Genomic DNA, 25,605 nt, shown 5'->3' with positions numbered 1-25,605 from the left:
TATGAAAAAAATAAAAAAATTAAGAATCCTTGCTTTAAGTACTATTGCTACTTCTTTTTTAGCACTACAGACCGCGGAAGCAGCAACATATACCGTACAAAAAGGAGATACTTTATCTAAAATCGCTTCAAACCATAAAGTATCAGTACAAGACATAAAAAGTTGGAACAATTTAAAGGATGATATGATTTATGTCGCACAAAAGCTTGAAGTTTCAAAACAAGCTACTAATGAAACGGTAAAACCTTCAAATCCATCAACAACAAAACCGACAACACCATCAAAGCCGACAGCGATTTCCCATACAGTAGTTAAAGGCGATTCCTTATCCAAAATCGCTAAGCAATATAATACGACAATAAAGGAAATTAAAGACTGGAATGGACTTAAGGTAGACACGATCTACATTGGACAAGTGTTAAAATTATCTTCGGTAGCTTCAGTACCCGAGGATGAAACAGTACATAATAACGGATCTTCAGGTGCAGGAACATCTAAAGATCCTACAGTTAATGGACAAGCTGTTTATAAGAAAACAGTAGAAGTAGCTAATTCATTAGTAGGAACTCCATATGTCTACGGTGGCAACACACCTGAAGGTCTAGATTGCAGTGGCCTTATTTACTATGCCTTTAATCAAGGTGGTTTAAAAATTGGAAGAAACAGTAGTGAAGGATATTACAGTAATACAATACAAGTTAAAAATCCGATAGCGGGCGATATAGTATTCTTCCAAAATACGTATAAAGAGGGTATCTCTCATATGGGTATTTATATAGGTAACAATAAATTTATCCATGCAGGGGCAGACGGTGTTGAAATTTCGGACGTTACATACTCTTACTGGTCTACAAGGTTAGTAGCTTATAAACGATTCGACGCTATAAAATAAAGTAAAAGCGATTTTTGCATATACATGCAGAAATCGCTTTTTTTTATGGAGCTAGGTAGCAGAGAATACCCGCGGAAGAGAGGCAAATACCCGCGGAAGAGAGGCAAATACCCGCGGAAGAGAGGAAAATACCCGCGGAAGGGAGGGAAATACCCGCGAAAGGAAAGAGAATACCCGCGGAAGGAAAGGGAAGCGAATACTCGCGGAAGAGAAGCGAATACCCGCGGAAGGGAAGCGAATACCCGCGGAAGAGAAGCGAATACCCGCGGAAGGGAGGGAAATACCCGCGGAAGAGAGGGAAATACCCGCGGAAGGGAGGCAAATACCCGCGGAAGGCGGAGATACCCGCGGAAGAGAAGTGAATACCCACGAAAGAGAAGCGAATACCCGCGAAAGAGAAGCGAATACCCGCGAAAGGGAAGTAAACACCCGCGGAAGGAAAGAGAATATCCGCGAGAGGCAGAGATACCCGCGGAGGGGAAGCGAATACCCGCGGAGGGGAAGCGAATACCCGCGAAAGGAAAGTGAATACCCGCGGAAGAGAAGCGAATACCCGCGAAAGGCAGAGATACCCGCGAAAGAGAAGCGAATACCCGCGAAAGGGAAGCAAATACCCGCGGAAGGAAAGGGAATGCCCGCGAAAGGCAGAGATACCCGCGGAAGGAAAGAGAATACCTGCGGAAGGAAAGCAAATACCCGCGGAAGAGAAGCAAATACCCGCGAAAGGAAAGAGATACCCGCGGAAGGGAAGCGAATACCCGCGGAAGGGAGGGAAATACCCGCGGAAGGGAAGCAAATACCCGCGAAAGGAAAGAGAATACCCGCGGAAGGCAGAGATACCCGCGGAAGGGAAGCGAATACCCGCGAAAGGCAGAGATACCCGCGGAAGAGAAGCGAATGCCCGCGAAAGGCAGAGATACCCGCGGAAGGAAAGCGAATACCCGCGGAAGAGAAGCGAATACCCGCGGAAGAGAAGCGAATACCCGCGAAAGGAAAGTGAATACCCGCGAAAGGCAGAGATACCCGCGAAAGGAAAGTGAATACCCGCGGAAGAGAAGCAAATACCCGCGGAAGGGAAGCAAATACCCGCGAAAGGAAAGAGATACCCGCGGAAGGGAGGCAAATACCCGCGCAAAGTAAATCAAAAAAATCCCTTCTTTCTATAAAAAAGAAGGGATTTCAATATTTGATCTAGCATGAACAGGCAATAATTAATCCGTGTACCGAAAGCGAAGCGTCAGGTACAAGACTCCCTCTTCAAAAGCAGGGGGATGAACGGCCCGTAAATGCCGGATTGGTGGAGACTAAAAATCAGTGGGGGAAAATGAAAACCCCCTCTGATTAAAGTTTCAGTTTATTGTGTTACGCGTGCTGTCCAACGAGATAGATCGGCATCTTTTGCGTCAACAAGGTCTGCAGGGAAGACAAATGTCCAAGGCTTCGTTGAGTTTGGTTGTACAGTTAATACTGGATCCATTGTAAATGAGCCGTTAGCAATTTGTTTACCTGTTGCATCTATAATTTCTAGTGGTAATTGTTCTAGGTTAATAGCTTTATTGTGTCCATTACGGATAAAAATCGATACATTTAAGTTGCCGTTATCAGCCAGCTTTGCTTGTAAGCCAGTGAAGTTTACTTCAGTTTCACCTAACTTTGGTAAAGTATCAACGATTTTGGCTAGCTCTTCTTTTTGAGCTGCTGGTAATTGTTTTTCCCATGATGGGTCTAGTTCTAATTGATGGCCACGAAGGGAAACGAGATTGAAGGCAATTTTCCAGCCATCTTCAGGAATTTCGTCTACTTTAATTGTAGATTTTTCGAACTCAAATACCCATGGGCGGGCGCTTTCTGCTGGAATTGTGCCAAGTGCTTTAAAATCGAATTTTTTAGATGCTACTAGCTCGTCATTTTTATCCATGATGAAAAGCTCAATTTCTCCTAGCTCGATTGCTTGTGGTAAGGATGAGCGGAAAAATGCACGAACAAGCCATTTACGTTTGTTTTCTTCAATACTAATAGAAGAAAGAGATAGTTGATTTGGTTTCAATGGTTCTAGCTCATTTGCTAGGAAGTTGAAAATGTATTTTTGCTCCTGTGGTACATCCCAATCCGGATGGAATGAAAGCTTTGTCTCAACATCGCGATTATCGCCTGAATTCGTAGTAGCTTTTCCTAGTAAGTCTTGTGAGTCAATTGTGTTTTCTTGAACGATTTTGTCTGATTTTTTAAAGAATGAAAATAAGCCCATTATTGTACCTCCTGTTGTGTCTCAATTGATTTCATGAAGCCTGTAATCTCTATAATGATAGAACGACGTAATTCTTGGAAATTCTTACCGAATAACTCAAGTCCTTCACGTTGGTAAATTCGCATTGGATCTTCTTGCTGGTAATGACGTAAGCCAATACCTTCTTTTAAATGAGCCATTACTTCCAAGTGTTTTACCCAGCCACTATCTATGTAACTAAGCATGATCTGTGGAAGAACTGATATTACTTGTTCATTTTCAGCGAATTTCTCTATATGATTGAGCAGTTCTTGTTCTGAAGGTTGAACGTCAGCTAAAATTTGTTTTACTTTGCCCACTTCTCGGTCAATTGTGACAGGTGTAATGAAAAGTGAGTTAAGTGAGCTCTCCATTTGATCATAATTCCAGTCAATAGAATTAATTTCTTCTGGTGCAGCGTCGAGAACAGCAAATTCAACCGTTTCACGAAGCATTTTTTTTAGCTCGCCCATCAAGTCCTCCCCAGCTAAGATTTTGTCACGTAGACCATAAATAACTGTACGTTGGTCATTGATAACATCGTCTAATTTTAGGTTGTATTCACGCATACCGTATTGGGAGCCTTCAACAATTCGTTGTGTACGGTCAATGAGTTCTTGAGCATCTTTATTTTGAATAATGCCTTCTTCGTTGACAACCATTTTTGTAGAGAATTTTTCAACTTCGTCTTTTGCATAACGGCGGAACATATCATCTTCAATAGAGAGAATGAAGCGGCTTTCACCTACGTCGCCTTGACGACCTGAACGACCACGTAGCTGATTATCTACACGGCGGCTTTCATGCTTTTCGGTACCGATAACATATAGACCTCCAAGTGCATGAACTTCTTCGCCTAACACGATATCTGTACCGCGGCCAGCCATATTGGTAGCTACTGTAACACGACCTTTTTGCCCTGCTTGAGAAATCAGTTCAACTTCTTGCTCAACTGTTTTAGCGTTTAGCAATTGGAATTTTAAGCCTTCTTTTTTTAAGCTATCGGCAACTGTTTCAGACTGCAGTATAGATGTTGTCCCAACTAAGACAGGTTGTCCCTTTTCGTGACGACGTTTAACTTCAGCTGCTACATATTTATATTTATCTTCTTGCTTGTTGAAAATAACATCAGGCTGATCGACACGTTGACGTGGACGATTGGTTGGAATTTGAATAACTTCCATGCCGTACACTTCTCGAATTTCTTTTTCCTGTGTTTTCGCAGTACCTGTCATCCCTGAAAGCTTCGGATACATACGGAAATAGTTCTGAATTGTAATTTGTGCCTGTGCTTTATTTTCATCGGTAACCGTTACATTTTCTTTTGCTTCAATCGCTTGATGTAAGCCATTAGATAGTGAACGACCTTCTAAAATACGACCTGTGAACATATCAACTAGCTCGATTTTGTCATCCTTGACGATGTAATCAACATCACGTTCAAACATGACATGAGCACGAACAGCTTGGATAACATAATGGAAAAGTGATTGGTGCTCTAAGTCATACAGATTATCTATATTGAATGCAGCCTCAACTTTTTCAATACCTTTATCTGTTAGGGAAGTAGCTTTCGTTTCATCATCAAAATCATAATCTTCATCAACTTTGAAGCGTTTTGCTAACATAGATGAGATGCGATGTAATTCATCGTTAGATGGCATTTTACCAGCGATAATCAGTGGTGTTTTTGCCTCATCGATTAGTACACTATCTACTTCATCAATAATGGCGAAGTGATAAGGACGCTGTACTTTATCAGCTAAGCTATATGCCATATTATCACGCAAGTAATCGAAACCGAATTCAGTCCCAACACCATATGTAATATCTGCATTATAGGCTTCCTTTTTCTCGTCTGCCTCCATCATTGGTAAATTTAAACCAACTGTTAAGCCAAGGAAACGATGAATCTGTCCAACGAGCTCAAAGTCACGTTTAGCTAGGTAATCATTGACAGTAATAACATGAACACCTTTGCCTTCTAATGCTCGTACATATGAGGGAAGGGAAGCAACAAGCGTTTTACCTTCACCTGTAGGCATTTCAGCAATATTGCCTTCAGTTAAAACAAGACCACCAATAAGCTGTACATCAAAATGACGCATTCCTAATACACGTTTTGAGGCTTCGCGAACAACAGCAAATGCGTCTGGGATGATGGATGCAATAGGCTCATCTTGTTGTAAGCGATCTTTGAAAATAAAAGTCATTTCTCGTAATTCTGCATCTGACTTATTGACATATGTTTCTTCGAGATTATTAATTTGTTCTACTATTTTATAGTAGCGTTTTAATTGACGAGCACTTGTTTGCTCTTTATTACTTTTGAAAATTGAGAACATGAAATATACGCTCCTTTAAAGTTGTCTAAATGCTAGACACTACATTATTCTATCAAATTTTACGTAAGGTGACTACATTTGGCATGCAGCGTTCTTCCAATCTTAAAAAGAAGAATAATATTTGTGAAATGGTGGAAAATAAATAGAAAAAGTATATTTCGGCGCCGGTTCGTGCTATAATCAATTTGGATTTAAATGTAGATTAATTTTTGAGGAGGAGAGACATGCTCTACGTGTCTATAATAGCAGCATTTGTTGCTTCAATATTGTTAACTCCACTAGTTAAACGATTAGCGTTCAAAATAGGTGCTGTCGACGCACCAAACTATCGAAAAGTACATGCACGAATTATGCCAAGACTCGGGGGATTGGCAATTTTCCTTTCTTTTTTAATAGCTGTGGCTATATTTCAGCCAATTTTAATATACAATGAAAATGGTAGTGATTTTCTACTGGCAATTATTATTGGTGCTTGCATTATCGTAGCAACAGGTGTTGTAGATGATATGCGTGAAATTTCCGCAAAGGCAAAATTAGTTGGCCAACTTATTGCGGCACTTATCGTTATTTTTGTAGGTGGCATTCAAATTGATATGGTTAATTTACCATTTATAGGTGAATTAAATTTTGGAATACTAAGTATCCCTTTGACAATTCTTTGGATTGTTGGGATTACAAATGCCATTAATTTAATTGATGGCTTAGATGGTCTAGCGGCAGGTGTTTCAACGATTGCCCTTATTACTTTAGCTGTCATGGCGATTATTATGAACAATATGTTCGTATTAGCAATCGCAGCCATTTTAGCAGCAGCAACATTTGGATTTTTATTTTACAATTTCCATCCGGCGAAAATCTTCATGGGAGATACGGGAGCATTGTTCCTTGGTTTCATGATATCAGTGCTCGCATTGCTTGGATTTAAAAACGTTACGGTCGTTTCATTAATTATCCCGGTTATTATTCTAGGTGTGCCGATTTCTGATACATTCTTTGCGATTGTTCGTCGTGTACGCATGAAGAAAAAATGGTCTGATCCAGATAAATCACATTTACATCACCGTTTACTGGATATGGGCTTTACACATCGACAAACAGTGCTCATTATTTATGGGATTGCAATGATGTTTGGCTTGGCCGCAGTTATCTTCTCTATGGCAAAAGTATGGGGTGCGATTTTACTCGTGGCTGTCATTTTAACGGCCATTGAGATTTTGGTTGAAGTCATCGGACTCGCGGGTAAAAACTATAAACCACTATTGAATTTTGTGCGGATATTTAATAAATAATAAAGTGAAGGCAATCATACATTTTGTGTGATTGCTTTTTTTGTCGACTCTTTTTGGAATGATTTTGGAGGAATACCCGCGGAAGGAAGGCGAATACCCGCAAAAGGGAAGTGAATATCCGCGGAAGGAAGGCGAATACCCGCGGAAGAGAAGTGAATACCCGCGCGAAGAGAAGTGAATACTCGCGCGAAGGAAGGCGAATACCCGCGGAAGGAGAGCGAATACCCGCGGAAGAGAAGTGAATACCCGCGCGAAGGAAGGCGAATACCCGCGGAAGGCAGAGGAATACCCGCGGAAGGAAGGCGAATACCCGCGGAAGGGAAGCGAATACTCGCGCGAAGGAAAGCGAATACCCGCGGAAGGGAAGTGAATACTCGCGCGAAGGGAAGCGAATACCCGCGAAAGAGAAGTGAATACTTGCGAGAAGGAAGGCGAATACCCGCGAAAGGGAAGCGAATACTCGCAGAAGAGAAGTGAATACTCGCGCGAAGGGAAGCGAATACCCGCGGAAGGAAAGCGAATACCCGCGGAAGGAAAGCGAATACCCGCGAAAGGAAAGCAAATACCCGCGGAAGAGAAGCGAATACCCGCGAAAGGGAAGCGAATACTCGCGCGAAGGAAAGCGAATACCCGCGGAAGGAAGACGAATACCCGCGAAAGAGAAGTGAATACCCTCGGAAGGGAAGCGAATACCCGCGAAAGGCAGAGAAATACCCGCGAAAGGAAAGCGAATACCCGAAACGCCTCTCACCAGGTATAGAAAGCAACTTTCAATAGAATTCCATAAAAAAAACCTTTCCACGAATTGAAAGTGGAAAGGCTATAAGTTTTATTAAGCTAGTTAATTTACCGAAGATTCTTCACTTGAATCACTGTCAGTATCGTTATTTGTGAGGCTTGATGAAGTTTCATCTAAGCCAAGGTGGTTTTTCAAAATTTCTTTTGTTTCATTAACAGACTTTTGATCTAATTGATAATAATATATACCAGTAGACATATCATCAGTGCCTTCTAAATTTAAAGTATCAATACGTGGTACACCTTTTGTTAAATAAGATAAGAAGGATTTCATTTCATCAAATGTCATATCCGTCTTCATGTTATTACCAAGTGCTTGAATGACATCATCGTATTTTGATATAGAACCAACAGAAGCTACTTTATTGATAATAGCTGTAAGAATTTCTTGTTGACGCTTACCACGCTCAATATCGCTATCTTGTTTACGTGTTCTTGCGAGTGCAAGTGCTTCACTACCGTTTAAATGCTGCATACCTGGCTTCAGGTTGATTGTAAACTTGTCGAATTCGTCTAACTCATGTAAAGCATAAGGTACTTCAGCTTCAATGCCGCCTAATGCATCGACTACGTCAATAAAAGCATTGAAGTTCATGCGTACATAATAGTCAATTGGGATATCTAATAAATTTTCAACTGTCTTGATTGTTGTCAGTGTACCACCTAAAGCATGTGCATGGGTAATTTTATCTCTATAGCCTACTTTAGGAATATAAACGTATGAATCACGTGGTATGCTGAGCATTTTAATTGTATGTGTTTTATTATTTAATGTCGCTAAAACTAGTGCATCGGAACGTGAATGATCAGAACCTTGCCCACGATTATCACTATCGTCAACACCGACAAATAAGATTGATACATTATCATGTATCGGCTCTACTTTACTATCGCGAAGTGCAGAAACTTCACGGCCTTCTAATTTTTCGTGTGCTGAGTCGGCTGCATGTTTCACTTGTTTCGTTAGATAAACACCATAAGCAGTTACACAAATGGCCAAACTAGCAACGAGAAGTAGGGAAACTTTTATAATTAAGGAAGCTTTAGAAGACCTCTTTTTGTACTTTTTATTTTTCATTTATATTCTCCTCTAAGTTATGGGGATTATAATACGATTAAACTAAAATTTATACAAATACAAGAAATAATATGCAGTTGATAAAATAGCTTAACGTTAAAATTATACTATGCATAAATAGTTTCGGCAATTAAAACTATTTATCTACAACAAATTCAATAAATTGAGCATTCTCAAATGTAATGTTTGCTTGTCCGTTTGTCATTTCCGTTACCCAGTTTCGGAACTGTTCTTCCTCCTCTTTTAACACGGATACAATAATGTCGACGCCTTCCAAATAGCGAATTTCCTCTAAAGTATACGAAGAACCTCGAATTTCATTTTCTACTTTGCCAAGCCATGTGTAATCAACGGTAATTTTCATCAAATGATGGAGCTTGCGTTCGACAACCTGGGCAGCTAGTAAACCTTCTGTTGTCGCTTTTCCGTACGCACGAATGAGACCGCCACCGCCAAGCTTAATGCCACCAAAGTAGCGTGTGACGACAACGACCGTATCTTTTAAACCTTGTTTTTTTAGGACTTCTAACATAGGGACGCCAGCTGTGCCACTAGGTTCCCCGTCATCATTTGCTTTTTGAATATGATCATGCTCACCAATCATGTAGGCTGAACAATTGTGTGTCGCATTATGATGCATTTTTTTTATGCGTTCAATAAAAGAAATTGCATCCTCTTCCGTTTCTACACGTTCTATATAAGTAAGGAAGCGAGATTTAGAAATAACAATTTCGCTTTCTCCGTATCCTTTTACTGTTAAATAGTTTTCTCTCATCCGTACCAATCTCCTTTTAGGTAGAGTTCTATTCGAGTTCTATTCTATAATTTTCATAAAGAAAAAGCATTAAATTTTAACAGGGTGATGATATAATAGGTGTAGACTATGTAATTGGTCTATTGAAATGGTAAGTAATCATAAGACATTAGACTGGGGAGTAAACTATGTTTTCAAATGATACCTTCGATTTAAAGTCGCTTGATGACATATTTAATCGAATGTTAGAAACAATCATGAGCTCAAAGGACGATATCTTTATTATAAGCGAACAAAGCCGTAGAAGTTTCGAAGATATGCAAAAAGAGCTAGAAATTGTTCGAAAACAAGTTTCAATTGTTATTGATGAAGGCGATGCTTTAGAAAAAAGTACACAGCTTGCCAAGCAAAGACTTGTGTTAGTAAGTAAAGCTTTTGATAATTATACCGAAGAACAAGTTAGGGAAGCATATGAAACTGCACAGGATTTTCAAGTGAAGCTCTCCGTTATTAGAACACAAGAAAAGCAGCTACGTGATAAAAGAGATGATTTAGAGAGAAGATTAAGAGCACTACTCGATACGATTGAACGTGCAGATCATATTGTCAATCAAGTAAATGTCGTTTTGAATTACTTAACTTTAGATTTAAAAAATGTTGGTTTAGCACTTGAACAAGCAAAAATGAAACAAGATTTTGGTATACGTATTATTGCAGCACAGGAAGAGGAGCGCAAACGTCTATCTAGGGAAATCCATGATGGACCTGCTCAGATGCTAGCAAATGTACTAATGCGCACTGATTTAATAGACAGAACGTATCGTGAAAAGGGCATTGAATATGCTTTGGCTGAAATCACTGATTTAAAGAAAACGGTACGTAATGCATTATCAGAGGTGCGACGTATAATCTATGATTTAAGACCAATGGCACTTGATGATTTGGGAATTGTTCCGACATTAAAAAAGTACTTATCGACAGTGACTGAATATAATCCTGGTGTTGAAGTTCATTTCCAATCAAGAAGCACCGAGAAGCGTATACCATCAAACTACGAAGTATCTATTTTCCGCTTAGTGCAGGAATGTGTAACGAATGCCATGAAACACGGAAAATGTAAGGATATTTGGGTAAAGCTTGAGTGGTTGAAAAATGGCGTAAATATCGTTGTAAAGGACGATGGCATAGGTTTCGACCCACAGAAAGTAAGAGACCATTCTTTTGGGATTTTAGGTATGAAAGAACGTATCGAAATTTTGGATGGGACAATCTCAATTACAAGTGAGATAAATCGAGGGACGACGGTTTTATTTAAAATTCCGTTAGAAGTAGAGTAAAATGATTGTTGGAGAAATTTAGGGGGTAAAGACAAATGACGAAGATTATTATTGTAGACGATCACCAGCTATTCCGCGAAGGAGTAAAGCGTATTTTAGATTTTGAAGATACGTTTGATGTGGTAGCAGAAGGTGATGATGGTACAGATGTGGTTTCTTTATATGCTGAAAATCAACCTGATGTTGTCCTAATGGATATTAATATGCCGGGGAAAAATGGCGTAGAGGCAACAGCAGAGTTAGTTAATGAATACCCAGATGCAAAGGTTATTATGCTTTCCATCCATGATGATGAAACATACGTAACACACGCGCTAAAATCTGGATCACTCGGCTATATGCTGAAAGAGATGGATGCTGACGAAATTGTTGAAGCTATTAAAGTAGTTGCGAATGGTGGATCTTATTTACATCCAAAAGTAACTAAAAATTTAGTAGCGGAATTCCGTCGTCTTTCTGAGCATGAAAATAAAGGTAACTTCCATCAAACAGAAATTCGTCGCCCATTCCATTTGCTAACAAAACGTGAATGTGAAGTATTACAATTATTAACAGATGGACAATCGAATCGTACAATTGGTGAGACACTGTTCATTTCTGAAAAAACAGTTAAAAACCACGTTTCAAGCATTTTACAAAAAATGAATGTAAACGACCGTACACAAGCTGTTGTTACAGCCATCAAAAATGGCTGGGTTGAAGTACGCTAATAGCATATATCTGAATTTAAAGCTGTTTTTAAAGGCTACTATATTATTTAGTAGTTTTTAAAGCAGTTTTTTTAGTAGGAACGAATCCTCGAAAAGTGTAACAATTTATACATAGGGATCGATTAAATCGTGCAACATTTTAAAAGCATGGGCGTCATAAGGAAGATGTAGCACCTAAATGTTGAAAATACACAACAAAATTCCTACAAGGGGATTTATATGCTACAATATGCGCGGGAGGTTTTTTGATGTTAAAGAAAAGTTTTCTAGCAGTTCTTACCTTATTAATGTTAACTGCCTGTGGTAATAAAAAAGATGAAATGAGTGCGGAAGATCGACAAAAAATCATTGATGATGGAACCGTCGGATTTGAAATGAATGGTGGACAAATAACAAAGGCAGAAAATGTCCCTGCTGATGAAGGAAAAGCGATATTAGCTGCCTTTAATGAATATATTGAAGCTTTTAATTCAAAAGAAATTGATCGTTATATGCAAACGCTCTCGAAGGATCCAAAAGGGTTCAACTATGATGAAGAAAAAAAATTCACGATAGAAGTATTTAAAGAGTCAGACGTTAAACGAGATGCTAAAGATAATACAATCATAAAATATAACGAAAATGAAGCACAGGTCCATTCCAATATAACATTGCATTTAGTACAAACTAAAACAAATGTGAAGCATGAAAGTGCAGGACAACAAGTGACAGTATTCGTCAAAGAAGATGGACAGTGGAAGGTCACTAGCGTCTTTTATATGGACGACACGAAATCAAGTACTGGCAAATAAAAATGAGGATATCTTCATTCAGGCTCATCGCTAAAAGTTGAGGTTGAGCGATTTCCCGGGCATTAGCGTTAAAGTTAAGCCCTTAGAGCGAGCGCAGTAGCGGAAAGATTAAAAGCATCACGCCTAACCGCTTATTGGACTTGCTTCATTAGAACGGAAATTAACCCCTCATTATGGTGATGAGCCTTTACTCATTCAGAAAAGGATTAATAGGATGAAGATCAACCTCAGGCGAATTTAGTTTGGCTAAGAGGAGATAAATTCTTTACTATATAGGGAATGAATGTGAAATGAATGCTAAGTTTAACTTCTTTCAAAGGGTGTCAATTTAGCAGATGTCTAGAATGATGAAAGAGTGAAGTGACTTCCTCCTATTCGACATTTAGACAAGATTACGTTATGTCGTAATTCATTTCACATTCATTTCTTTTTATTGTAAACTATTTAGAATAGGAGAGTGGACATGGATGAGGACAGCAATCGTAACAGATAGTACTGCATATATTTCGGCTGAGGAACGAGCACGCTTGAACATTCATATGATTCCGTTAAGTGTAAATATCTCAGGTCAACTATTTGAAGAAGAAGTAGATATCACGGCATCTGAATTTTATGATAAAGTACGCGGGGCAAAAGAATTCCCCAAAACAACGCAGCCTCCAATTGGAGAATTTGCCGCTCTCTTTGAAGAGCTGGCAAAAGAGTATGATGAGGTAATATCTATTCATTTATCAAGTGGAATCAGTGGTACATATCAAGGCGCCATTCAAGCAGGCGAGATGGTGGAAGGCATTGAGGTGTCCACTTTTGATAGTGAAATATCCTGTGCGGTGCAGGGTTTTTACGTTCTACGAGCAGCTGAAATGGCGGCTCAAGGCGTTTCAGCAAAAGAAATTCTCGCTTCATTGGCGGACATGAAGCAATCAGTTCGTGCTTACTTCATTGTAGATGACTTAGCGCACTTACAACGTGGGGGACGTCTGTCTGCAGCAGCGGCATTAATAGGTGGCTTATTACAAGTGAAACCTATACTGCATTTTGCGGACAAGGTCATTGTACCTTTTGAAAAAATTCGTACACGAAAAAAAGCATTAAAGCGTGCGGAGGAGCTACTAGCGGAGGATGCTAGTAAGTATGAAGCGATGGACGCTGTAGTGATTCATGCCAATTGCCAGGCAGAAGCCGAGGAATGGCTAGCACAACTAGCAGCAACTTACCCGAACGTTAACTTTAAATTGAGCTATTTCGGTCCCGTCATTGGCACACACTTAGGTGAAGGCTCAATGGGTCTAGGCTGGACAAAAAAATAATAGTAAGTGAGACAGTCTCTACAGCAACTATGTAGAGGCTGTTTTTTTATTTAGCTTATTACTGATAAACCGGAGAACATCACCGATAAAAAACCACATGAAAGGAGCAAAGCAATGACATACAAAGGTTGGGTGTTGCCACCTGCATTACGAGATTTTCATGAAGGACGTATTTGGTTAAAGGAGCATGCCCCATTTTCCAAGGAAGATATCGAGAAATCAATCAATCTTCAATACTTCCATATAATAGAAGGGATTCAAAAAGAGCCACATTTAAAATGCAATCGTTGCCATAATGATCATCCTCAGCAATTTACGACGTTTGATTGTTCAAAGTGCCAGCAGCAATGTATATATTGTAGACATTGTCTGAATATGGGCAGAGTGAGTAGCTGTACGCAATTGATGATTTGGACAGGCCCTCGCGCAATTAGGACAAGAAAGCATTCACTCAATTGGACGGGGCAATTTACAGTGCTTCAACAGCAGGCGGCAAAGGAAATGCTAGAAAGTGTTAAAGCACAACGTTCCCACCTTATCCATGCAGTATGTGGGGCAGGAAAAACAGAGCTACTTTTCCCGTCTGTTCATTATGCGTTAGAGCAGGGCTTGCGAGTATGTATCGCTACGCCGCGTACAGATGTAGTGCTAGAGTTATATCCACGCTTTCAAAAAGTTTTCCCGCAAACGATGATCCATGCTTTATATGGTGGATCACCAAAACAGGTTGGCTATGCCCAGCTTGTGTTGGCGACAACTCATCAGCTTTATCGTTTTGAACGAGCGTTCGATGTCATGATTGTTGATGAGGCGGATGCCTTTCCATATACATTTGATGAAACGTTGCAAAGCGCAGTGCAAAAGGCAAAAACAGAAAACGCACCAATAATGTTGGTCACAGCAACACCTTCGCATAAATTACTTACTCAATATCAAAATGAAAGCTATTCATTTATCCCGAAGCGCTATCATAATCGTCCATTACCAGTCCCTCGATTTCATTCCCTATGGAGCTATGAAAAAAGTTTAAAACGAGGAAAAATCCCACGAAAGCTAAAACAATGGACAGAGGAGCGCCTTGCACGTAAAGAGCCTTTTCTATTATTTTTCCCAAAAGTAGAGTTAATGAAAATAGCTACACCTCTTTTTCAATTATTAGATGACAGCATCATGGCAGTACATGCTGAGGATCCTGGACGTAAAGAAAAAGTGCTTAAATTACGAAATGAAGAAGTTCCGGGTTTACTGACTACGACCATTTTAGAAAGAGGGATTACGATCAAGAATGTACAGGTTGCGGTGATTGGGGCAGAATCAAACATTTTTACTTCAAGTGCACTCATACAAATTGCAGGGCGAGTTGGTCGAAATGCCAATTTTGCAGATGGAGATGTCGTATTTTTTCATCATGGCATTACGACTGAAATGGATGATGCGCGTACAAAAATTCTTTATTATAATAAGAAAGGATTTTCATCATGAATAAAATTGAAACACTGTGCTTATTATGCTCACATCCTTTGCAATCAGCAATCTCATGGAAACTACTTTTAACAAAACAATTTCAACCAACCATTTGTGATAGGTGCTCAGCTCGATTTGAATATTCCTCAACAACAACAGCACTTTACCAATATAACGATGCGATGAAAGATTATTTACATCAATATAAATTTCTTCAGGACGTTGCTCTCGCTAAAGTATTTCGGCAGGAACTATATGCGCGCTTCAAACATGAAAAAGCAACCATTATACCGATTCCTATGCACCCCATTAAGCAAAGGGAACGTACCTTTTCGCATATGGAGGAGTTATTAAAGGCGGCTAATATTCCTTTTGTGCAACTCTTAGAAAAGACGACGACAGAAACGCAAAGCTCCAAAAATAGAGAGCAGCGAATCCATGCGGCTCCTCTTTTCCGCCTAATAGAAGGAGCTAATGTAGAACATAAAGAATACCTTCTTTTTGACGATATAAAAACGACAGGGACAACTTTAAGGCATGCTACAGAGGTTTTATTAAATGCGGGTGCCGAAAATGTCAAAAGCTTCACACTAATTAATGGATGAAAATGCTAATGTGTTGTGTATAATAGATTACGAGTTATATAAGGTTCGTATTTTGTTGTTATTATGCAAGAGGAGGAAGAATAGATGGCAGAGGTTCGCAATTGTCCGAAATGTAATGAGTTTTTTAATTATATAGGGGTCAGAGAAGTATGTCATAAATGCGCTCAATCTGAAGAAGATTTATATCAAATCGTTTATCGCTTTTTACGTAAACGTGAAAACCGTGCGGCGACAGTAGAGCGTATTGTTGAAGCAACAGGAGCTGAAGAGGAGTTATTGTATAAATGGGTACGCAAGGGGCGTTTACAGCCTGCGATGTTCCCGAATCTTGGCTATCCATGTGATAACTGCGGTCATCTAACGACAACAGGCAAGCTTTGTACAAAATGTCAGGATGAATTGAAGTCGGAGCTACGCACATTCGAAGCGGCGAAAGAGTTTCGTGAGAGTGTGGTAGATCGTGATCGTGTAACCTATCACGCAGATCGAAAACGTTAACTTCTTTCAACGAGTGTCCAAACACCCGCTGAAATAGAGGAACTCAGTCTAATACCTTCACATCCTGTGAAAACGCCTGAGTGACCAACATCGTATTGGCCCAAAGCCTCCGGCGGATGTCACGGAATCGGCAAGGAATTCTTTGTGCAAGCACAAAGCCGATTCAGGACGCAATTATGCCGAGGCATAATTGATAGACCTAAAGTGTGTTAATTTTAAACAAAATTAGCACACTTTTTTATATTTGAAAACTTAACATTATGTGAGACAATCCGAAATAATAAGAAGATAAGCTTTTAGATAGGGGGATTACATGAAAATTACATCATATGGGATTAATGCAGTGAACGCCTATAATCATCAGGTGCGCAATGCACAATCAAGCACTAATAAGGCATCCTTCGCAGATAAAATAGAAATTTCAAAGACTGCACAGGAGATGCAAGGGATTTCAACATACAGCACAGAGCGTACAGAACGCGTAAAACAATTAAAAGAAGATATCGCTTCTGGTGAATACAAAGTGGACGCTCGCAAAGTGGCAGAAGATATGCTGAAATATTATCGTTTCTAAGGAATATCAGAAAGGGTGCTTCGCAATATGTCTGTAGACACGATCTGTTCTACACTAACAAAACTAGAAAGAATGCATAAAAGCTTACTTGAACTAGCCATTAAAAAAACCGAAATCATTACAGCTGGCGATATCGAAGCACTGGACCAAATGCTCAAGGATGAGCAGGCACATGTAGCAGCCATTGAAAAGCTCGAGCAACAGCGTCAGAAACAGGTAACGGATTACCTTGGGGCAAAAGGATTTGCTTCAACTGACAAAGCAACTGTCGCTGATGTCATCGAGGCTGCTGAACAACAGACTGAAAAGGACACGCTCACAGCTGTTCGCAATCGATTATTGCAAATTATCAATGACTTAAAAAAACAAAACGATTTAAATCAAAAACTCGTGTTCCAATCACTACAATTTGTCAATCTGACATTGGATAATGTACGACCTCGGACTGAGCAAATGAACTACTCTGGCAGTGAGGTTCGCGGCACAAATTCAATGGCCAAAAAATCATATTTCGATTCTCAAGCATAGTTTCTTGCACCCATGCAAGAAACATTTGCTTGAAATTAAAAACGTTATAAAAGGGAGGAAAAAAAATGCGCTCAACATTTATGGGCTTAGAAGCAAGTAAACGCGGTTTATTTACACAACAAACGGCTTTATATACAACTGGACATAATATTTCCAATGCAAATACATTAGGTTACTCTCGCCAACGAGTAAATATGCAAGCGACGCAAGGTTTCCCACAAGCAGGTTTAAATCAACCTAACTATCCAGGACATCTCGGAACTGGGGTTGAAGCGGGATCGATTCAACGTGTCCGTGACGAATTTATCGACCGTCAAGTCCGTCAAGAAACAAACAAGCTAGGCTATTGGGAATCACGTTCAAATGCGATTTCTCAAATGGAAGATATCATGAACGAACCGTCTCAATATGGTTTAAATGCAGCATTAGAACAGTTCTGGAAAGGGCTTCAAGATGTCAGTACAAACCCAGAAAATGCAGCCTCTCGTCAAGTAGCGATCAAACGCGCTGAACACCTAGCTGAATCCTTTAGATATATGGACAAGCAGCTGAAAACAATTCAGGGTAATTTAGGAAACGAAATTAATGTAGCGACGGATCGTATCAACTCACTCTTAAAGCAAATTGCTGCCATCAATAAACAAGTGCAGGAAGTAGAACCGAATGGTCATGTACCGAACGATTTATACGATGAACGTGATGTGTTAATCGATGAATTAAATAATTACATACCTGTATCCATTAAACGTGTCGAATCTGGCGGAAATGCTAGTGCTGTGGCTGAAGGAAGCCTTACAGTTGTGCTCAAATATGGTACAGAGGAAATTGAACTAGTGAATGGTAGAGACTTTGCTACTATCGAAGTAAATGGCACTGTCGCAGATCCAAGTGGTTCCAAGCAAATTAATGGCAACGACTTGTCCAATGTGTTCTCATCTATTCAAGTAAGTGGACTTGGTAAATCAGAATCCATTACATATGACCAGTTAGAATCAGGTAAAGGGAAACTGTTATCTCTTATTGATTCGTACGGATATGATAGCCCAGATGGGCCAAAAGGTTATTACGTTGAAACATTAGAAGACCTTAATGATTTGGCAGCTAAATTTGCTAAAGCCTTCAATGACCTGCACAAGGAAGGTTATGATTTATCAGGTGTTAAAAATGATGATGATTTCTTTACTGGGGAAAACGGAGTAATAACTGCAGGCAATATTAAGGTAAATGATGTTTTCGTAAAAGATCCTTCTAAATTAGCTGCTTCTGACGCAGCAAATGAAGAAGGAAATGGTAAATTTGCACTTGAACTAGCTAATCTTCAATCAAAAAGCCAAGCTGATTTAAATGGTGCGACATTTAACTCTTTTTATCAAGGAATGATCGGGAAACTAGGAACAGATGGTGAAGAAGCATATCGCTTAAACATGACTTCAGAAAAATTATTAGTAACACTTTCTGGTAATCGTGCCTCAGTTAGTTCAGTGTCCCTTGATGAGGAAATGACAAATATGATTACGTTCCAACAAGCATATAATGCCAACGCACGTATGATTACAGTTGTCGATGAAACATTAGACAAAATCATTAACGGCATGGGCCGTGTAGGACTATAGAAAATACTCTAGCATTATGATAGAAAGGGGCTTTTAAAAAATGCGCGTAACGCAATCCATGTTATCTAATAATATGCTTTTAAATTTAAATAATAGCTACGGTAAAATGTCCAAACTACAAGATCAAATCACTTCAGGTATGAAGATTACTCGCCCTTCTGATGACCCAGTTATTGCAGTAAAAGGAATGGGCTATCGTCGTGATTTAGGTCAAGTAGAACAATATACACGTAATATGAATGAGGTTAATAACTGGTTAGACACAACAGATGAATCGCTCAACCAAGTTGGTGAGCAGATGAAGCGTGTGCGTGAGCTAGTTATTCAAGCAGCAAATGATACGAATACTCCAGAAGATCGTGCGAAAATTAAAACTGAAATCGATCAAATTCGTCAGCAAATTCAGGATGTCGGAAATACAAAAATTGCTGATCGTTATATTTTTAGTGGTACGAAAACAGGTCAGCCGCTTTTTGAAAATGGTACACTTAATACAAATGTAAATTCCGAAGACGTAAAGATTGAAGTTTATGATGGGATTCAAATGAATGTTAATACACCTGGGATTGATTTATTTAAAGGTGTTGATGATTTAATGAATAAAATTTCTGATTTATTAGATCCGAATAGAGTTCCACTTGCTACAGCTGATGAAATAAGTTCAACTTTAGGCGGCTTTAGTAGTACAAGTACGTCGGATGATATTACAACTATGCATAATAAAATACTTGAGGCGCAAGCTGATGTCGGAGCGCGCCAAAATCGTGTAGAATTAATGGAAAATCGATTATCTATACGTGAAGTAAGTGTAACAAAGCAGTTGTCTAATAATGAAGATGTTGATTATGCCAAAGCAATTACTGAAATGGTAACTCAAGACTCCATTCATCAGGCTGCATTATCAGTAGGTGCAAAGATTATTCAACAAACTTTAGTAGATTTTATTAGATAAAATAGTCTTTCTTATGGAAATTTCTACAAAAGCATCAGATTTGAGAAATTTTAGTGCATAAGATTAAAAAGAAGCGTTTGGACATTTTGTTCAAACGCTTTTCTTGGAAGGTGAGAGGTAGATGAGACTCCCGCAAATTCAAATTCATACAACAGATGCAAAAATAGACCTTAATATATCTAAGCCACAACAGTATATTAAACAACCAAAAGCAACACAGCATATTGAACAACCCGCAGCTATTCTTGAAATAAATACAACGCGCGGCGTACTAAAAATCAATTCTTCACAGGCTAGACGCGATTTAGGTTTAATTGGTCCTCTTGAATCAAGCGAAAACTACGCAGAAAAAGGAAAACAAGAGGCTCTCAAGGGAATGGCACGAAGGGCAAAAGAAGGACGTCAGATGATGGAGAACTCTGGTAAAGGACAAGGACGCGCAATAATCCCAAATATTGCGAAACAAAACCACGGTCCCCGCCATGTGCAATTTAATATTAAGTTTGTACCATCTGTAGGTTCAGTTAAAATAGACTACATACCAGGTACTACAGACGTCAATATCCAACGTAGAGAGCCAAATATTGACGCAAAGGTGAACAAACCTATTCACGAATACACACCTGGTAAAGTAACTGGTACAATGGTACAAAGACCAGATGTTGATATTAATGTCATCATATAAAGGAGTGCAAATTAATGAAAATCGCTACAAAATTTTTAGGTGATGTCGAAATTGTTGAACAAGACATTCTGACGTTTGAACATGGTTTGTTAGGATTAGAAGATCAAAAAAAATTCGTAATACTTCCTCTCGATGCAGATCTTCCATTAGCGATATTACAATCAATTGATCGCATAGAAATTGGCTTTGTAGTTGCCTATCCATTCGCCTTCAAAAAAGATTATAGCTTTGACATCAGTGAAGAGGATCGAGAGCAATTACAAATTGAAAAGGAAGAAGATGTTCTTACATACACTATTGTTACAATGAAGGAAACATTCCAGGACTCTACCATTAACCTGTTGGCACCAGTAATCATAAATATAAGTGCAAAATGTGGTAAACAAATTGTTCTTCAAGATAATAAATCCTATCCATTACGCTACCCAATGCAATCATTGGAAGGAAGTGCGAAATAATGCTAGTGCTTTCACGTAAAAAAGATGAATCTATTATGATAGGCGATCAAATTGAAATTAAAATTTTAGCAGTAGAGGGCGAACAAATTAAAATCGGCATTGTCGCACCAAAAACGGTTAAAGTACACCGTTCCGAAGTTTTTGAAGCCATTCAAGCACAAAATAGAGAAGCTCTCTCCACCTCATCAAGTTTCTTAGAGCAGCTGAAGAAAAAATAATTTGGAATCAATTTCATAAATCATATGTTCCAAGAGCTTAGACTGCTCCTTTGAAGAAAACTTACGTTTATAAAAATTACGCTGCTTGAGTTTGTACTTGTAATAAAGCATTTAGACGATCCACTGCCAACTTGCAGGCATTATAAATAAACGTCACCAGGTTGAAATGAAATTTGGCTTTTCTTCCTGTTCTATGACGGATGTTGTTTAACTGAAAATATTGTTTTAAATAAGCATTCACACGTTCTACAGTGGTACGTTCCTTATAAAGTTGTTTCCAAAGTTCAGAGCCACGTGCTGGATACGTGAATTTCCGTAAATCCGTGTCACATTTGATTTTGAAACCCTTCTGACAGAGGGAATCATCACGTAACGGACAGGTTGCACATTCCTTTGGTCTTGTGAATTTTAGTGTGCGGTACTTTTCATCGAAGCTGTCGTAACGGTAGCTATGTTCACGTACACATGTCGGTCTGAAATTCTCATCAAATCCAAGATATTCGCCTTCATTACGGACATTATAGGGAATGACTGTACGCATTTGATACTTATGTAGCTGACGGTAAATTGGTTCATAATCATCCTCTGCATCGAATATAGCGGTCGTGAAATGTTCAGAAAATTGGTTCTCTACTTTCTTTAAAAGAGGAATCGCGGCTTTACTATCTGACAAATTGGCAGATGTCATGAGGCGTCCAACGATATATTGCCCTTTTGTTGTCACGGCGAGATGACCTTTAAAGCCAAACCAAAACGTATTTTTGCCGTCACTGTTCTTTTGGATGCCCCAATTCGGTTCGATGGGTGCATCTTGCCACAGTGTCTCCAGGGGTGTATCGAGTTGATGCCTGATTTCTTTTTCATAAGTCGACTGATTGGCTTTAATTTCCGCTTGTTTCGTAAGCCAATCCTCGCGTTCTTCTTTTGATTTCCGTCCCCGTTTTTTGGGTGGTGTAGGTCCTTTTTTCTCAGAAGGTTTCGCTGCATCGTGTGATTCGAAATGCGTGGCATCGATCGCGAGGTGCTCATCACAAAGTAACCCTTCTATAAAGGCTGTTTCAATCAATGTATCTTGCATGAAATCAGACATCTGATTGACTAATGACGTCGATCATAGCGAATAAGACGCTTCAGAAGGCACAACATTTGAAACAAGAAAACCACAATCTAAGCGGAATAAAGGGTCATTGACCAAACGTTTGATTAAATCCTTGATCGTTGGAATACGCTCGACATTGCGAATAATCAGTGATTGGATCATCGCACCATAGTTTAGTTCACGTGGGGCACCATGCAATGTTCTTTTTAAAAATAACTGAAAAATAGGTTGTACGTCGAAAGTGGCGAAAATTGCATCAAAACGACGGGAACTTTCCATTTCCAATAATTCTTGGATGTCAAATAGGCTCATTTGTTTTACAATAGTCATAGGGCATTCACCTCATTCAGTATGTTAGTTTCGTCGCTACCATTATACCGAATTTGGGGAGGTGCCCGATTTTTATTGTTTCAGAATCCCTGATGCTAAAGGGATTAGAATTATGAAATTAACTCAATTACATAAAAAAATAAAAAAAATTCTAAAATCTATTAAACATTTCCAACTAATTACGATATATAGAGTGTAAGGGGCAGGAAGTACATACATACTACCTAAACCGATATTCCACACGGATGTGGAATAACAAAAACAAACATTCAAGGAGGAATTCCAAATGAGAATTCAACACAACATTTCAGCTTTAAACACACACCGTAACCTAGCTTTCAACAACACTCAAACTTCTAAAGCATTAGAAAAATTATCTTCAGGTTACAAAATCAACCGCGCTGGCGATGACGCTGCAGGTCTTTCTATCTCTGAAAAAATGCGTGGACAAATCCGTGGTTTAGACATGGCTTCTAAAAACTCTCAAGATGGTATCTCTTTAATCCAAACTACTGAGGGTGCATTAAACGAAGTACACTCTATTTTACAACGTATGCGTGAGCTTGCAGTACAAGCGTCAAATGATACAAACGTAACTGCAGACCGTAATGCAATTGGTGACGAGCTTGCAGAACTTGGTAAAGAAATCACTCGTATTAAAGATACAACTGAGTTCAATACTAAGAAATTATTAGATGGTTCTGCTGCAACTGTTAACTTACAAGTTGGTGCAAATGCATCTCAAGCCATGCAAGTAGATTTCACAACTTCAGGTATTGATTTAACTTCTGTTGAATCAGCTGTTGGTAAACTTACATCATCAAATGTAAAAGATCATGATACTGCTACTGCTTTAATTGAAACTATCAATAGTGAGTTAGAAAAAGTATCTGCTGGTCGTTCTTTACTAGGTGCAACCCAAAATCGTTTAGAGCATACTATCAATAACTTAGGCGCTGCATCAGAAAACTTAACAGCATCTGAATCGCGTATTCGTGATACAGATATGGCTGCTTCAATGATGGACTTTACAAAAAATAACATCTTGATGCAAGCTGCACAATCTATGTTAGCTCAAGCTAACCAACAACCTCAAGGTGTACTTCAATTACTTCAATAACAATTAATATTTGAACTTTAAACCGTAGACTTTTCAAAGAGTCTACGGTTTTTTAGATTAGTAGTTTATATTTCATAATTACTACCGATAAAATAGATATGATAAATTTTAAGGGGAGCATAGAAATGGAGTTTCAAATAGAACACCTTTATAGTAAGAATGATTTACCTATTTTAAAAATAAATAACTTTTTTTTGCATAGTAAATATAATCCAATTAGAGAAGCTGAGCAATTTGTTCATAATAAATTTGAAGAAAACAATATACATATATTACTTGGATATGGTTCAGGATATATAGTTAACGCTTTTTTGAATAAATTCCAATTTAAAGAGAAACTAATAGTTATTGATCCATTTATGGAAACTGAATTGATTAATGTTCAAGAAGAACATAAAGAACAAAAGAACTTAGTTTTTTTTAAGAGTGAACAGATAGAACATTTAGCATATTTCTTAAGAAAAATGGAAGTGCAAGATTATCAGACAGCTTTTACAGTTGTTGTCTCACCAAATTATGATAAATTTTTTGGAAAATTGCATCTAGAGGTACTAAAACAAGTTAAAGAAAGTCAATATCGTAGTATCATTGATATAAATACAATCTATAAAAGTACTGATTTATGGCAAAAGAATATTATTAAAAGTTTATTCTATTTACAAACAGATGTGAGTTTGAATGTATTAAGGAATAAATACGAGATGCCAGTTATTGTTGCATCAGGAGGACCATCGTTAACAAAACAGCTACCTTTATTGAAGCAAATAGAAAAAAAAGTAATTATTATAGCAGCGGGATCTACAATTAATTCGTTATTAGCCTACGATATTGTCCCTGATTATGTTGTTGCTATCGATGGTTCAGTAGAAGCTTATATGCACTTTAGAAATAATACATTCGATAACTCAAGATTAATTTACACACCTTCTAACTATAGTGAAATTAGAAAATCGTTCAATAGTGTAGCATATTTGTTTGGAATAAAATCAGGTGACTTGGAAAGTATTTTAAAGAATAAATTTCAGATTGAAGTTCCTCTAATAAGGGGGGGAGGAACTGTAGCCCAGTATAGTTTACACGTTGCTCGTTTCATTTCTTCAGGTCCAATAGCTTTAATAGGGCAGGATTTAGCTTATACAAATAATCAAACACACGCTGAAAATAATGAAAGGTTTGAAGTTGTTGAGTTGTCAGATTTGGATGAAAAGATGCACTTTTTTATCAAAGGTTATAATGAGAAACCGGTATTGACATCTACCGTATTTTATGATATGAAAAGAGATTTTGAGAGACTAATTACGTTGCTTGAGAAACCTGAATGGATTTTTAATTGTACAGAAGGTGGAGTGAAATTAGAAGGTTATAATCAAATTTCTTTTATATCATTTATTAATCAATATGTTTATATCAACGAGATAAATAAGTTTGAAGTTCTTAAAGATGCTAGTCAAAGTAACGTGTCGAAGAAAGAAATTATAAAATATTTAACAGAATCTTTGGAAATTTACTCATTTATTAAGAAACATTTGAATTCAGGAATAAAATTATTAAGTGGCAATATAAAACTTTCTCCAAATCAAATTAAAAAATTAAAGACCATAAATCTAGAAATTGATAATTCGTTCAAAAATATTCCAATTGAAGAAATGATAAGTAAAATTAAATATAGTGCTTCAAGAATATATTTAGAAAAACAAAATGAAACTAGTTTGGAAAAAAACGAAAGAGTCATAAAAGGAACACTGTATATATTTCAACAATTGCTAGAGTCGATTGATACAATTGAGCATTATACAAAAGAGTTATTAATGGAAAGGAGCATCTAAAAGAATAATTTAGTTGATGAAAAAATTATTTATTATAATGATTAATTAGATAAATTAAAAAATGA

Annotated in this window: 28 protein-coding genes and 1 pseudogene; 24 read left to right on the top strand and 5 right to left on the bottom strand. The window is 38.2% G+C overall.

The window, feature by feature from the left end; genetic code table 11:
• Position 1 precedes the first annotated feature (1 nt).
• From ACFCYJ_RS09225 to ACFCYJ_RS09210, 4 genes are read left to right on the top strand one after another with little or no spacing between them, the layout of a single operon-like run.
• Positions 2 to 892 (top strand): C40 family peptidase, encoded by an 891-nt coding sequence (locus tag ACFCYJ_RS09225; protein ID WP_376073541.1) that lies wholly within the window; start codon positions 2 to 4, stop codon positions 890 to 892.
• A gap of 24 nt (positions 893 to 916) precedes the next feature.
• On the top strand, positions 917 to 1,420 hold the full coding sequence (locus ACFCYJ_RS09220; RefSeq protein WP_376073540.1) for a hypothetical protein: 504 nt from the start codon (positions 917 to 919) through the stop codon (positions 1,418 to 1,420).
• The gene (locus tag ACFCYJ_RS09215; RefSeq protein WP_376073538.1) at positions 1,417 to 1,932 is read left to right on the top strand and encodes a hypothetical protein; all 516 of its coding nucleotides are present in this window, start codon (positions 1,417 to 1,419) and stop codon (positions 1,930 to 1,932) included. Before ACFCYJ_RS09220 ends, ACFCYJ_RS09215 begins: the two co-directional genes overlap by 4 nt.
• On the top strand, positions 1,889 to 2,032 hold the full coding sequence (locus tag ACFCYJ_RS09210; protein WP_376073537.1) for a hypothetical protein: 144 nt from the start codon (positions 1,889 to 1,891) through the stop codon (positions 2,030 to 2,032). Before ACFCYJ_RS09215 ends, ACFCYJ_RS09210 begins: the two co-directional genes overlap by 44 nt.
• A 214-nt stretch (positions 2,033 to 2,246) precedes the next feature.
• Here the strand turns inward: ACFCYJ_RS09210 and ACFCYJ_RS09205 are convergent, their stop codons facing one another.
• Together ACFCYJ_RS09205 and secA2 are read right to left on the bottom strand one after the other, a co-directional pair.
• Entirely contained in the window at positions 2,247 to 3,140 is an 894-nt protein-coding gene (locus tag ACFCYJ_RS09205; protein ID WP_376073535.1) for an accessory Sec system S-layer assembly protein, read from the bottom strand.
• Positions 3,140 to 5,503, bottom strand: coding sequence for an accessory Sec system translocase SecA2 (gene secA2 / locus ACFCYJ_RS09200; protein WP_376073534.1), 2,364 nt, complete (start codon positions 5,501 to 5,503; stop codon positions 3,140 to 3,142). The genes ACFCYJ_RS09205 and secA2 overlap by 1 nt, the downstream gene beginning before the upstream one ends.
• A 224-nt stretch (positions 5,504 to 5,727) precedes the next feature.
• Here secA2 and ACFCYJ_RS09195 point away from each other — a divergent pair, with 224 nt between their 5' ends.
• The 4 genes from ACFCYJ_RS09195 to ACFCYJ_RS09180 are packed head-to-tail and all read left to right on the top strand — an operon-like array spanning position 5,728 to position 7,460.
• Positions 5,728 to 6,792 carry a glycosyltransferase family 4 protein gene (locus ACFCYJ_RS09195; protein ID WP_376073532.1) on the top strand — a complete coding sequence of 355 codons (1,065 nt, stop codon included), beginning with the start codon at positions 5,728 to 5,730 and terminating at the stop codon, positions 6,790 to 6,792.
• Positions 6,793 to 6,832: 40 nt separating this feature from the next.
• Positions 6,833 to 6,970, top strand: a complete 138-nt coding sequence (locus tag ACFCYJ_RS09190; protein WP_376073530.1) for a hypothetical protein — start codon at positions 6,833 to 6,835, stop codon at positions 6,968 to 6,970.
• The gene (locus ACFCYJ_RS09185) at positions 6,967 to 7,269 is read left to right on the top strand and encodes a hypothetical protein (RefSeq protein WP_376073529.1); all 303 of its coding nucleotides are present in this window, start codon (positions 6,967 to 6,969) and stop codon (positions 7,267 to 7,269) included. The genes ACFCYJ_RS09190 and ACFCYJ_RS09185 overlap by 4 nt, the downstream gene beginning before the upstream one ends.
• The gene (locus ACFCYJ_RS09180) at positions 7,266 to 7,460 is read left to right on the top strand and encodes a hypothetical protein (RefSeq protein ID WP_376073527.1); all 195 of its coding nucleotides are present in this window, start codon (positions 7,266 to 7,268) and stop codon (positions 7,458 to 7,460) included. The genes ACFCYJ_RS09185 and ACFCYJ_RS09180 overlap by 4 nt, the downstream gene beginning before the upstream one ends.
• A 173-nt stretch (positions 7,461 to 7,633) precedes the next feature.
• On the opposite strand, the gene ACFCYJ_RS09175 is transcribed toward ACFCYJ_RS09180, so the two are convergent.
• Both ACFCYJ_RS09175 and ACFCYJ_RS09170 read right to left on the bottom strand, forming a co-directional pair.
• Complete coding sequence (locus tag ACFCYJ_RS09175) at positions 7,634 to 8,668, bottom strand: LCP family protein (protein ID WP_376073525.1); 1,035 nt, start codon at positions 8,666 to 8,668, stop codon at positions 7,634 to 7,636.
• Between the two features lie 136 nt (positions 8,669 to 8,804).
• The gene (locus tag ACFCYJ_RS09170; protein WP_376073524.1) at positions 8,805 to 9,443 is read right to left on the bottom strand and encodes a YigZ family protein; all 639 of its coding nucleotides are present in this window, start codon (positions 9,441 to 9,443) and stop codon (positions 8,805 to 8,807) included.
• A gap of 167 nt (positions 9,444 to 9,610) precedes the next feature.
• Between ACFCYJ_RS09170 and ACFCYJ_RS09165 the strand changes: the two genes are divergently transcribed.
• From ACFCYJ_RS09165 to csrA, 14 genes are all read left to right on the top strand, one after another.
• A complete protein-coding gene (locus ACFCYJ_RS09165) occupies positions 9,611 to 10,759 on the top strand; it encodes a sensor histidine kinase (protein WP_376073522.1) in 1,149 nt (382 codons plus the stop codon).
• Between the two features lie 35 nt (positions 10,760 to 10,794).
• Positions 10,795 to 11,469, top strand: coding sequence for a response regulator (locus ACFCYJ_RS09160; protein ID WP_376073521.1), 675 nt, complete (start codon positions 10,795 to 10,797; stop codon positions 11,467 to 11,469).
• 248 nt (positions 11,470 to 11,717) lie between these two features.
• Positions 11,718 to 12,260 carry a nuclear transport factor 2 family protein gene (locus ACFCYJ_RS09155; protein WP_376073519.1) on the top strand — a complete coding sequence of 181 codons (543 nt, stop codon included), beginning with the start codon at positions 11,718 to 11,720 and terminating at the stop codon, positions 12,258 to 12,260.
• Positions 12,261 to 12,727: 467 nt separating this feature from the next.
• A complete protein-coding gene (locus ACFCYJ_RS09150; protein WP_376073517.1) occupies positions 12,728 to 13,570 on the top strand; it encodes a DegV family protein in 843 nt (280 codons plus the stop codon).
• A gap of 114 nt (positions 13,571 to 13,684) precedes the next feature.
• On the top strand, positions 13,685 to 15,052 hold the full coding sequence (locus tag ACFCYJ_RS09145) for an ATP-dependent helicase ComFA (protein WP_376073515.1): 1,368 nt from the start codon (positions 13,685 to 13,687) through the stop codon (positions 15,050 to 15,052).
• Positions 15,049 to 15,639 carry a ComF family protein gene (locus ACFCYJ_RS09140; RefSeq protein ID WP_376073513.1) on the top strand — a complete coding sequence of 197 codons (591 nt, stop codon included), beginning with the start codon at positions 15,049 to 15,051 and terminating at the stop codon, positions 15,637 to 15,639. Before ACFCYJ_RS09145 ends, ACFCYJ_RS09140 begins: the two co-directional genes overlap by 4 nt.
• Before the next feature lie 84 nt (positions 15,640 to 15,723).
• Positions 15,724 to 16,137: a TIGR03826 family flagellar region protein gene (locus ACFCYJ_RS09135; protein WP_376073512.1), complete on the top strand. Its 414-nt coding sequence runs from the start codon at positions 15,724 to 15,726 to the stop codon at positions 16,135 to 16,137.
• A 313-nt stretch (positions 16,138 to 16,450) separates the two neighbouring features.
• Entirely contained in the window at positions 16,451 to 16,711 is a 261-nt protein-coding gene (gene flgM, locus ACFCYJ_RS09130) for a flagellar biosynthesis anti-sigma factor FlgM (protein ID WP_376073510.1), read from the top strand.
• 27 nt (positions 16,712 to 16,738) lie between these two features.
• Positions 16,739 to 17,239, top strand: a complete 501-nt coding sequence (locus ACFCYJ_RS09125; RefSeq protein WP_376073509.1) for a flagellar protein FlgN — start codon at positions 16,739 to 16,741, stop codon at positions 17,237 to 17,239.
• Positions 17,240 to 17,304: 65 nt separating this feature from the next.
• Positions 17,305 to 18,852 carry a flagellar hook-associated protein FlgK gene (flgK, locus tag ACFCYJ_RS09120; RefSeq protein WP_376073507.1) on the top strand — a complete coding sequence of 516 codons (1,548 nt, stop codon included), beginning with the start codon at positions 17,305 to 17,307 and terminating at the stop codon, positions 18,850 to 18,852.
• Between the two features lie 40 nt (positions 18,853 to 18,892).
• On the top strand, positions 18,893 to 19,804 hold the full coding sequence (gene flgL, locus ACFCYJ_RS09115; protein ID WP_376073505.1) for a flagellar hook-associated protein FlgL: 912 nt from the start codon (positions 18,893 to 18,895) through the stop codon (positions 19,802 to 19,804).
• A 121-nt stretch (positions 19,805 to 19,925) separates the two neighbouring features.
• Positions 19,926 to 20,489 (top strand): DUF6470 family protein, encoded by a 564-nt coding sequence (locus ACFCYJ_RS09110; RefSeq protein WP_376073504.1) that lies wholly within the window; start codon positions 19,926 to 19,928, stop codon positions 20,487 to 20,489.
• Positions 20,490 to 20,503: 14 nt separating this feature from the next.
• Positions 20,504 to 20,947 (top strand): flagellar assembly protein FliW, encoded by a 444-nt coding sequence (gene fliW, locus ACFCYJ_RS09105; RefSeq protein WP_376073502.1) that lies wholly within the window; start codon positions 20,504 to 20,506, stop codon positions 20,945 to 20,947.
• Positions 20,947 to 21,165 carry a carbon storage regulator CsrA gene (csrA, locus tag ACFCYJ_RS09100; protein WP_376073501.1) on the top strand — a complete coding sequence of 73 codons (219 nt, stop codon included), beginning with the start codon at positions 20,947 to 20,949 and terminating at the stop codon, positions 21,163 to 21,165. The genes fliW and csrA overlap by 1 nt, the downstream gene beginning before the upstream one ends.
• Positions 21,166 to 21,241: 76 nt before the next feature.
• Here csrA and ACFCYJ_RS09095 read toward each other — a convergent pair.
• A pseudogene (locus ACFCYJ_RS09095) lies at positions 21,242 to 22,594 on the bottom strand (transposase).
• 286 nt (positions 22,595 to 22,880) lie between these two features.
• Between ACFCYJ_RS09095 and ACFCYJ_RS09090 the strand changes: the two are divergent.
• Positions 22,881 to 23,714 carry a flagellin N-terminal helical domain-containing protein gene (locus ACFCYJ_RS09090; RefSeq protein ID WP_376073499.1) on the top strand — a complete coding sequence of 278 codons (834 nt, stop codon included), beginning with the start codon at positions 22,881 to 22,883 and terminating at the stop codon, positions 23,712 to 23,714.
• 125 nt (positions 23,715 to 23,839) lie between these two features.
• Positions 23,840 to 25,540, top strand: coding sequence for a motility associated factor glycosyltransferase family protein (locus ACFCYJ_RS09085; protein ID WP_376073497.1), 1,701 nt, complete (start codon positions 23,840 to 23,842; stop codon positions 25,538 to 25,540).
• The last annotated feature ends 65 nt before the right edge of the window (positions 25,541 to 25,605 follow it).

Origin of the sequence: Lysinibacillus sp. NPDC056232, assembly GCF_042267565.1 — a bacterium.
In the GTDB taxonomy this organism is placed as follows: domain Bacteria; phylum Bacillota; class Bacilli; order Bacillales_A; family Planococcaceae; genus Lysinibacillus.
This window is presented reverse-complemented; position numbering and strand designations above follow the sequence as displayed.

Bases quoted from the DNA above. Each gene is read 5' to 3' on its own strand.
- ACFCYJ_RS09175 (WP_376073525.1), bottom strand. From the start codon at position 8,668: ATGAAAAATAAAAAGTACAAAAAGAGGTCTTCTAAAGCTTCCTTAATT.
- secA2 (WP_376073534.1), bottom strand. From the start codon at position 5,503: ATGTTCTCAATTTTCAAAAGTAATAAAGAGCAAACAAGTGCTCGTCAA.
- ACFCYJ_RS09220 (WP_376073540.1), top strand. From the start codon at position 917: ATGCAGAAATCGCTTTTTTTTATGGAGCTAGGTAGCAGAGAATACCCG.
- ACFCYJ_RS09125 (WP_376073509.1), top strand. From the start codon at position 16,739: ATGTCTGTAGACACGATCTGTTCTACACTAACAAAACTAGAAAGAATG.
- ACFCYJ_RS09110 (WP_376073504.1), top strand. From the start codon at position 19,926: ATGAGACTCCCGCAAATTCAAATTCATACAACAGATGCAAAAATAGAC.
- flgM (WP_376073510.1), top strand. From the start codon at position 16,451: ATGAAAATTACATCATATGGGATTAATGCAGTGAACGCCTATAATCAT.
- fliW (WP_376073502.1), top strand. From the start codon at position 20,504: ATGAAAATCGCTACAAAATTTTTAGGTGATGTCGAAATTGTTGAACAA.
- ACFCYJ_RS09225 (WP_376073541.1), top strand. From the start codon at position 2: ATGAAAAAAATAAAAAAATTAAGAATCCTTGCTTTAAGTACTATTGCT.
- ACFCYJ_RS09205 (WP_376073535.1), bottom strand. From the start codon at position 3,140: ATGGGCTTATTTTCATTCTTTAAAAAATCAGACAAAATCGTTCAAGAA.
- ACFCYJ_RS09090 (WP_376073499.1), top strand. From the start codon at position 22,881: ATGAGAATTCAACACAACATTTCAGCTTTAAACACACACCGTAACCTA.
- ACFCYJ_RS09145 (WP_376073515.1), top strand. From the start codon at position 13,685: ATGACATACAAAGGTTGGGTGTTGCCACCTGCATTACGAGATTTTCAT.
- ACFCYJ_RS09165 (WP_376073522.1), top strand. From the start codon at position 9,611: ATGTTTTCAAATGATACCTTCGATTTAAAGTCGCTTGATGACATATTT.
- ACFCYJ_RS09195 (WP_376073532.1), top strand. From the start codon at position 5,728: ATGCTCTACGTGTCTATAATAGCAGCATTTGTTGCTTCAATATTGTTA.
- csrA (WP_376073501.1), top strand. From the start codon at position 20,947: ATGCTAGTGCTTTCACGTAAAAAAGATGAATCTATTATGATAGGCGAT.
- ACFCYJ_RS09150 (WP_376073517.1), top strand. From the start codon at position 12,728: ATGAGGACAGCAATCGTAACAGATAGTACTGCATATATTTCGGCTGAG.
- ACFCYJ_RS09170 (WP_376073524.1), bottom strand. From the start codon at position 9,443: ATGAGAGAAAACTATTTAACAGTAAAAGGATACGGAGAAAGCGAAATT.
- ACFCYJ_RS09155 (WP_376073519.1), top strand. From the start codon at position 11,718: ATGTTAAAGAAAAGTTTTCTAGCAGTTCTTACCTTATTAATGTTAACT.
- flgL (WP_376073505.1), top strand. From the start codon at position 18,893: ATGCGCGTAACGCAATCCATGTTATCTAATAATATGCTTTTAAATTTA.
- ACFCYJ_RS09160 (WP_376073521.1), top strand. From the start codon at position 10,795: ATGACGAAGATTATTATTGTAGACGATCACCAGCTATTCCGCGAAGGA.
- flgK (WP_376073507.1), top strand. From the start codon at position 17,305: ATGCGCTCAACATTTATGGGCTTAGAAGCAAGTAAACGCGGTTTATTT.
- ACFCYJ_RS09140 (WP_376073513.1), top strand. From the start codon at position 15,049: ATGAATAAAATTGAAACACTGTGCTTATTATGCTCACATCCTTTGCAA.
- ACFCYJ_RS09085 (WP_376073497.1), top strand. From the start codon at position 23,840: ATGGAGTTTCAAATAGAACACCTTTATAGTAAGAATGATTTACCTATT.
- ACFCYJ_RS09135 (WP_376073512.1), top strand. From the start codon at position 15,724: ATGGCAGAGGTTCGCAATTGTCCGAAATGTAATGAGTTTTTTAATTAT.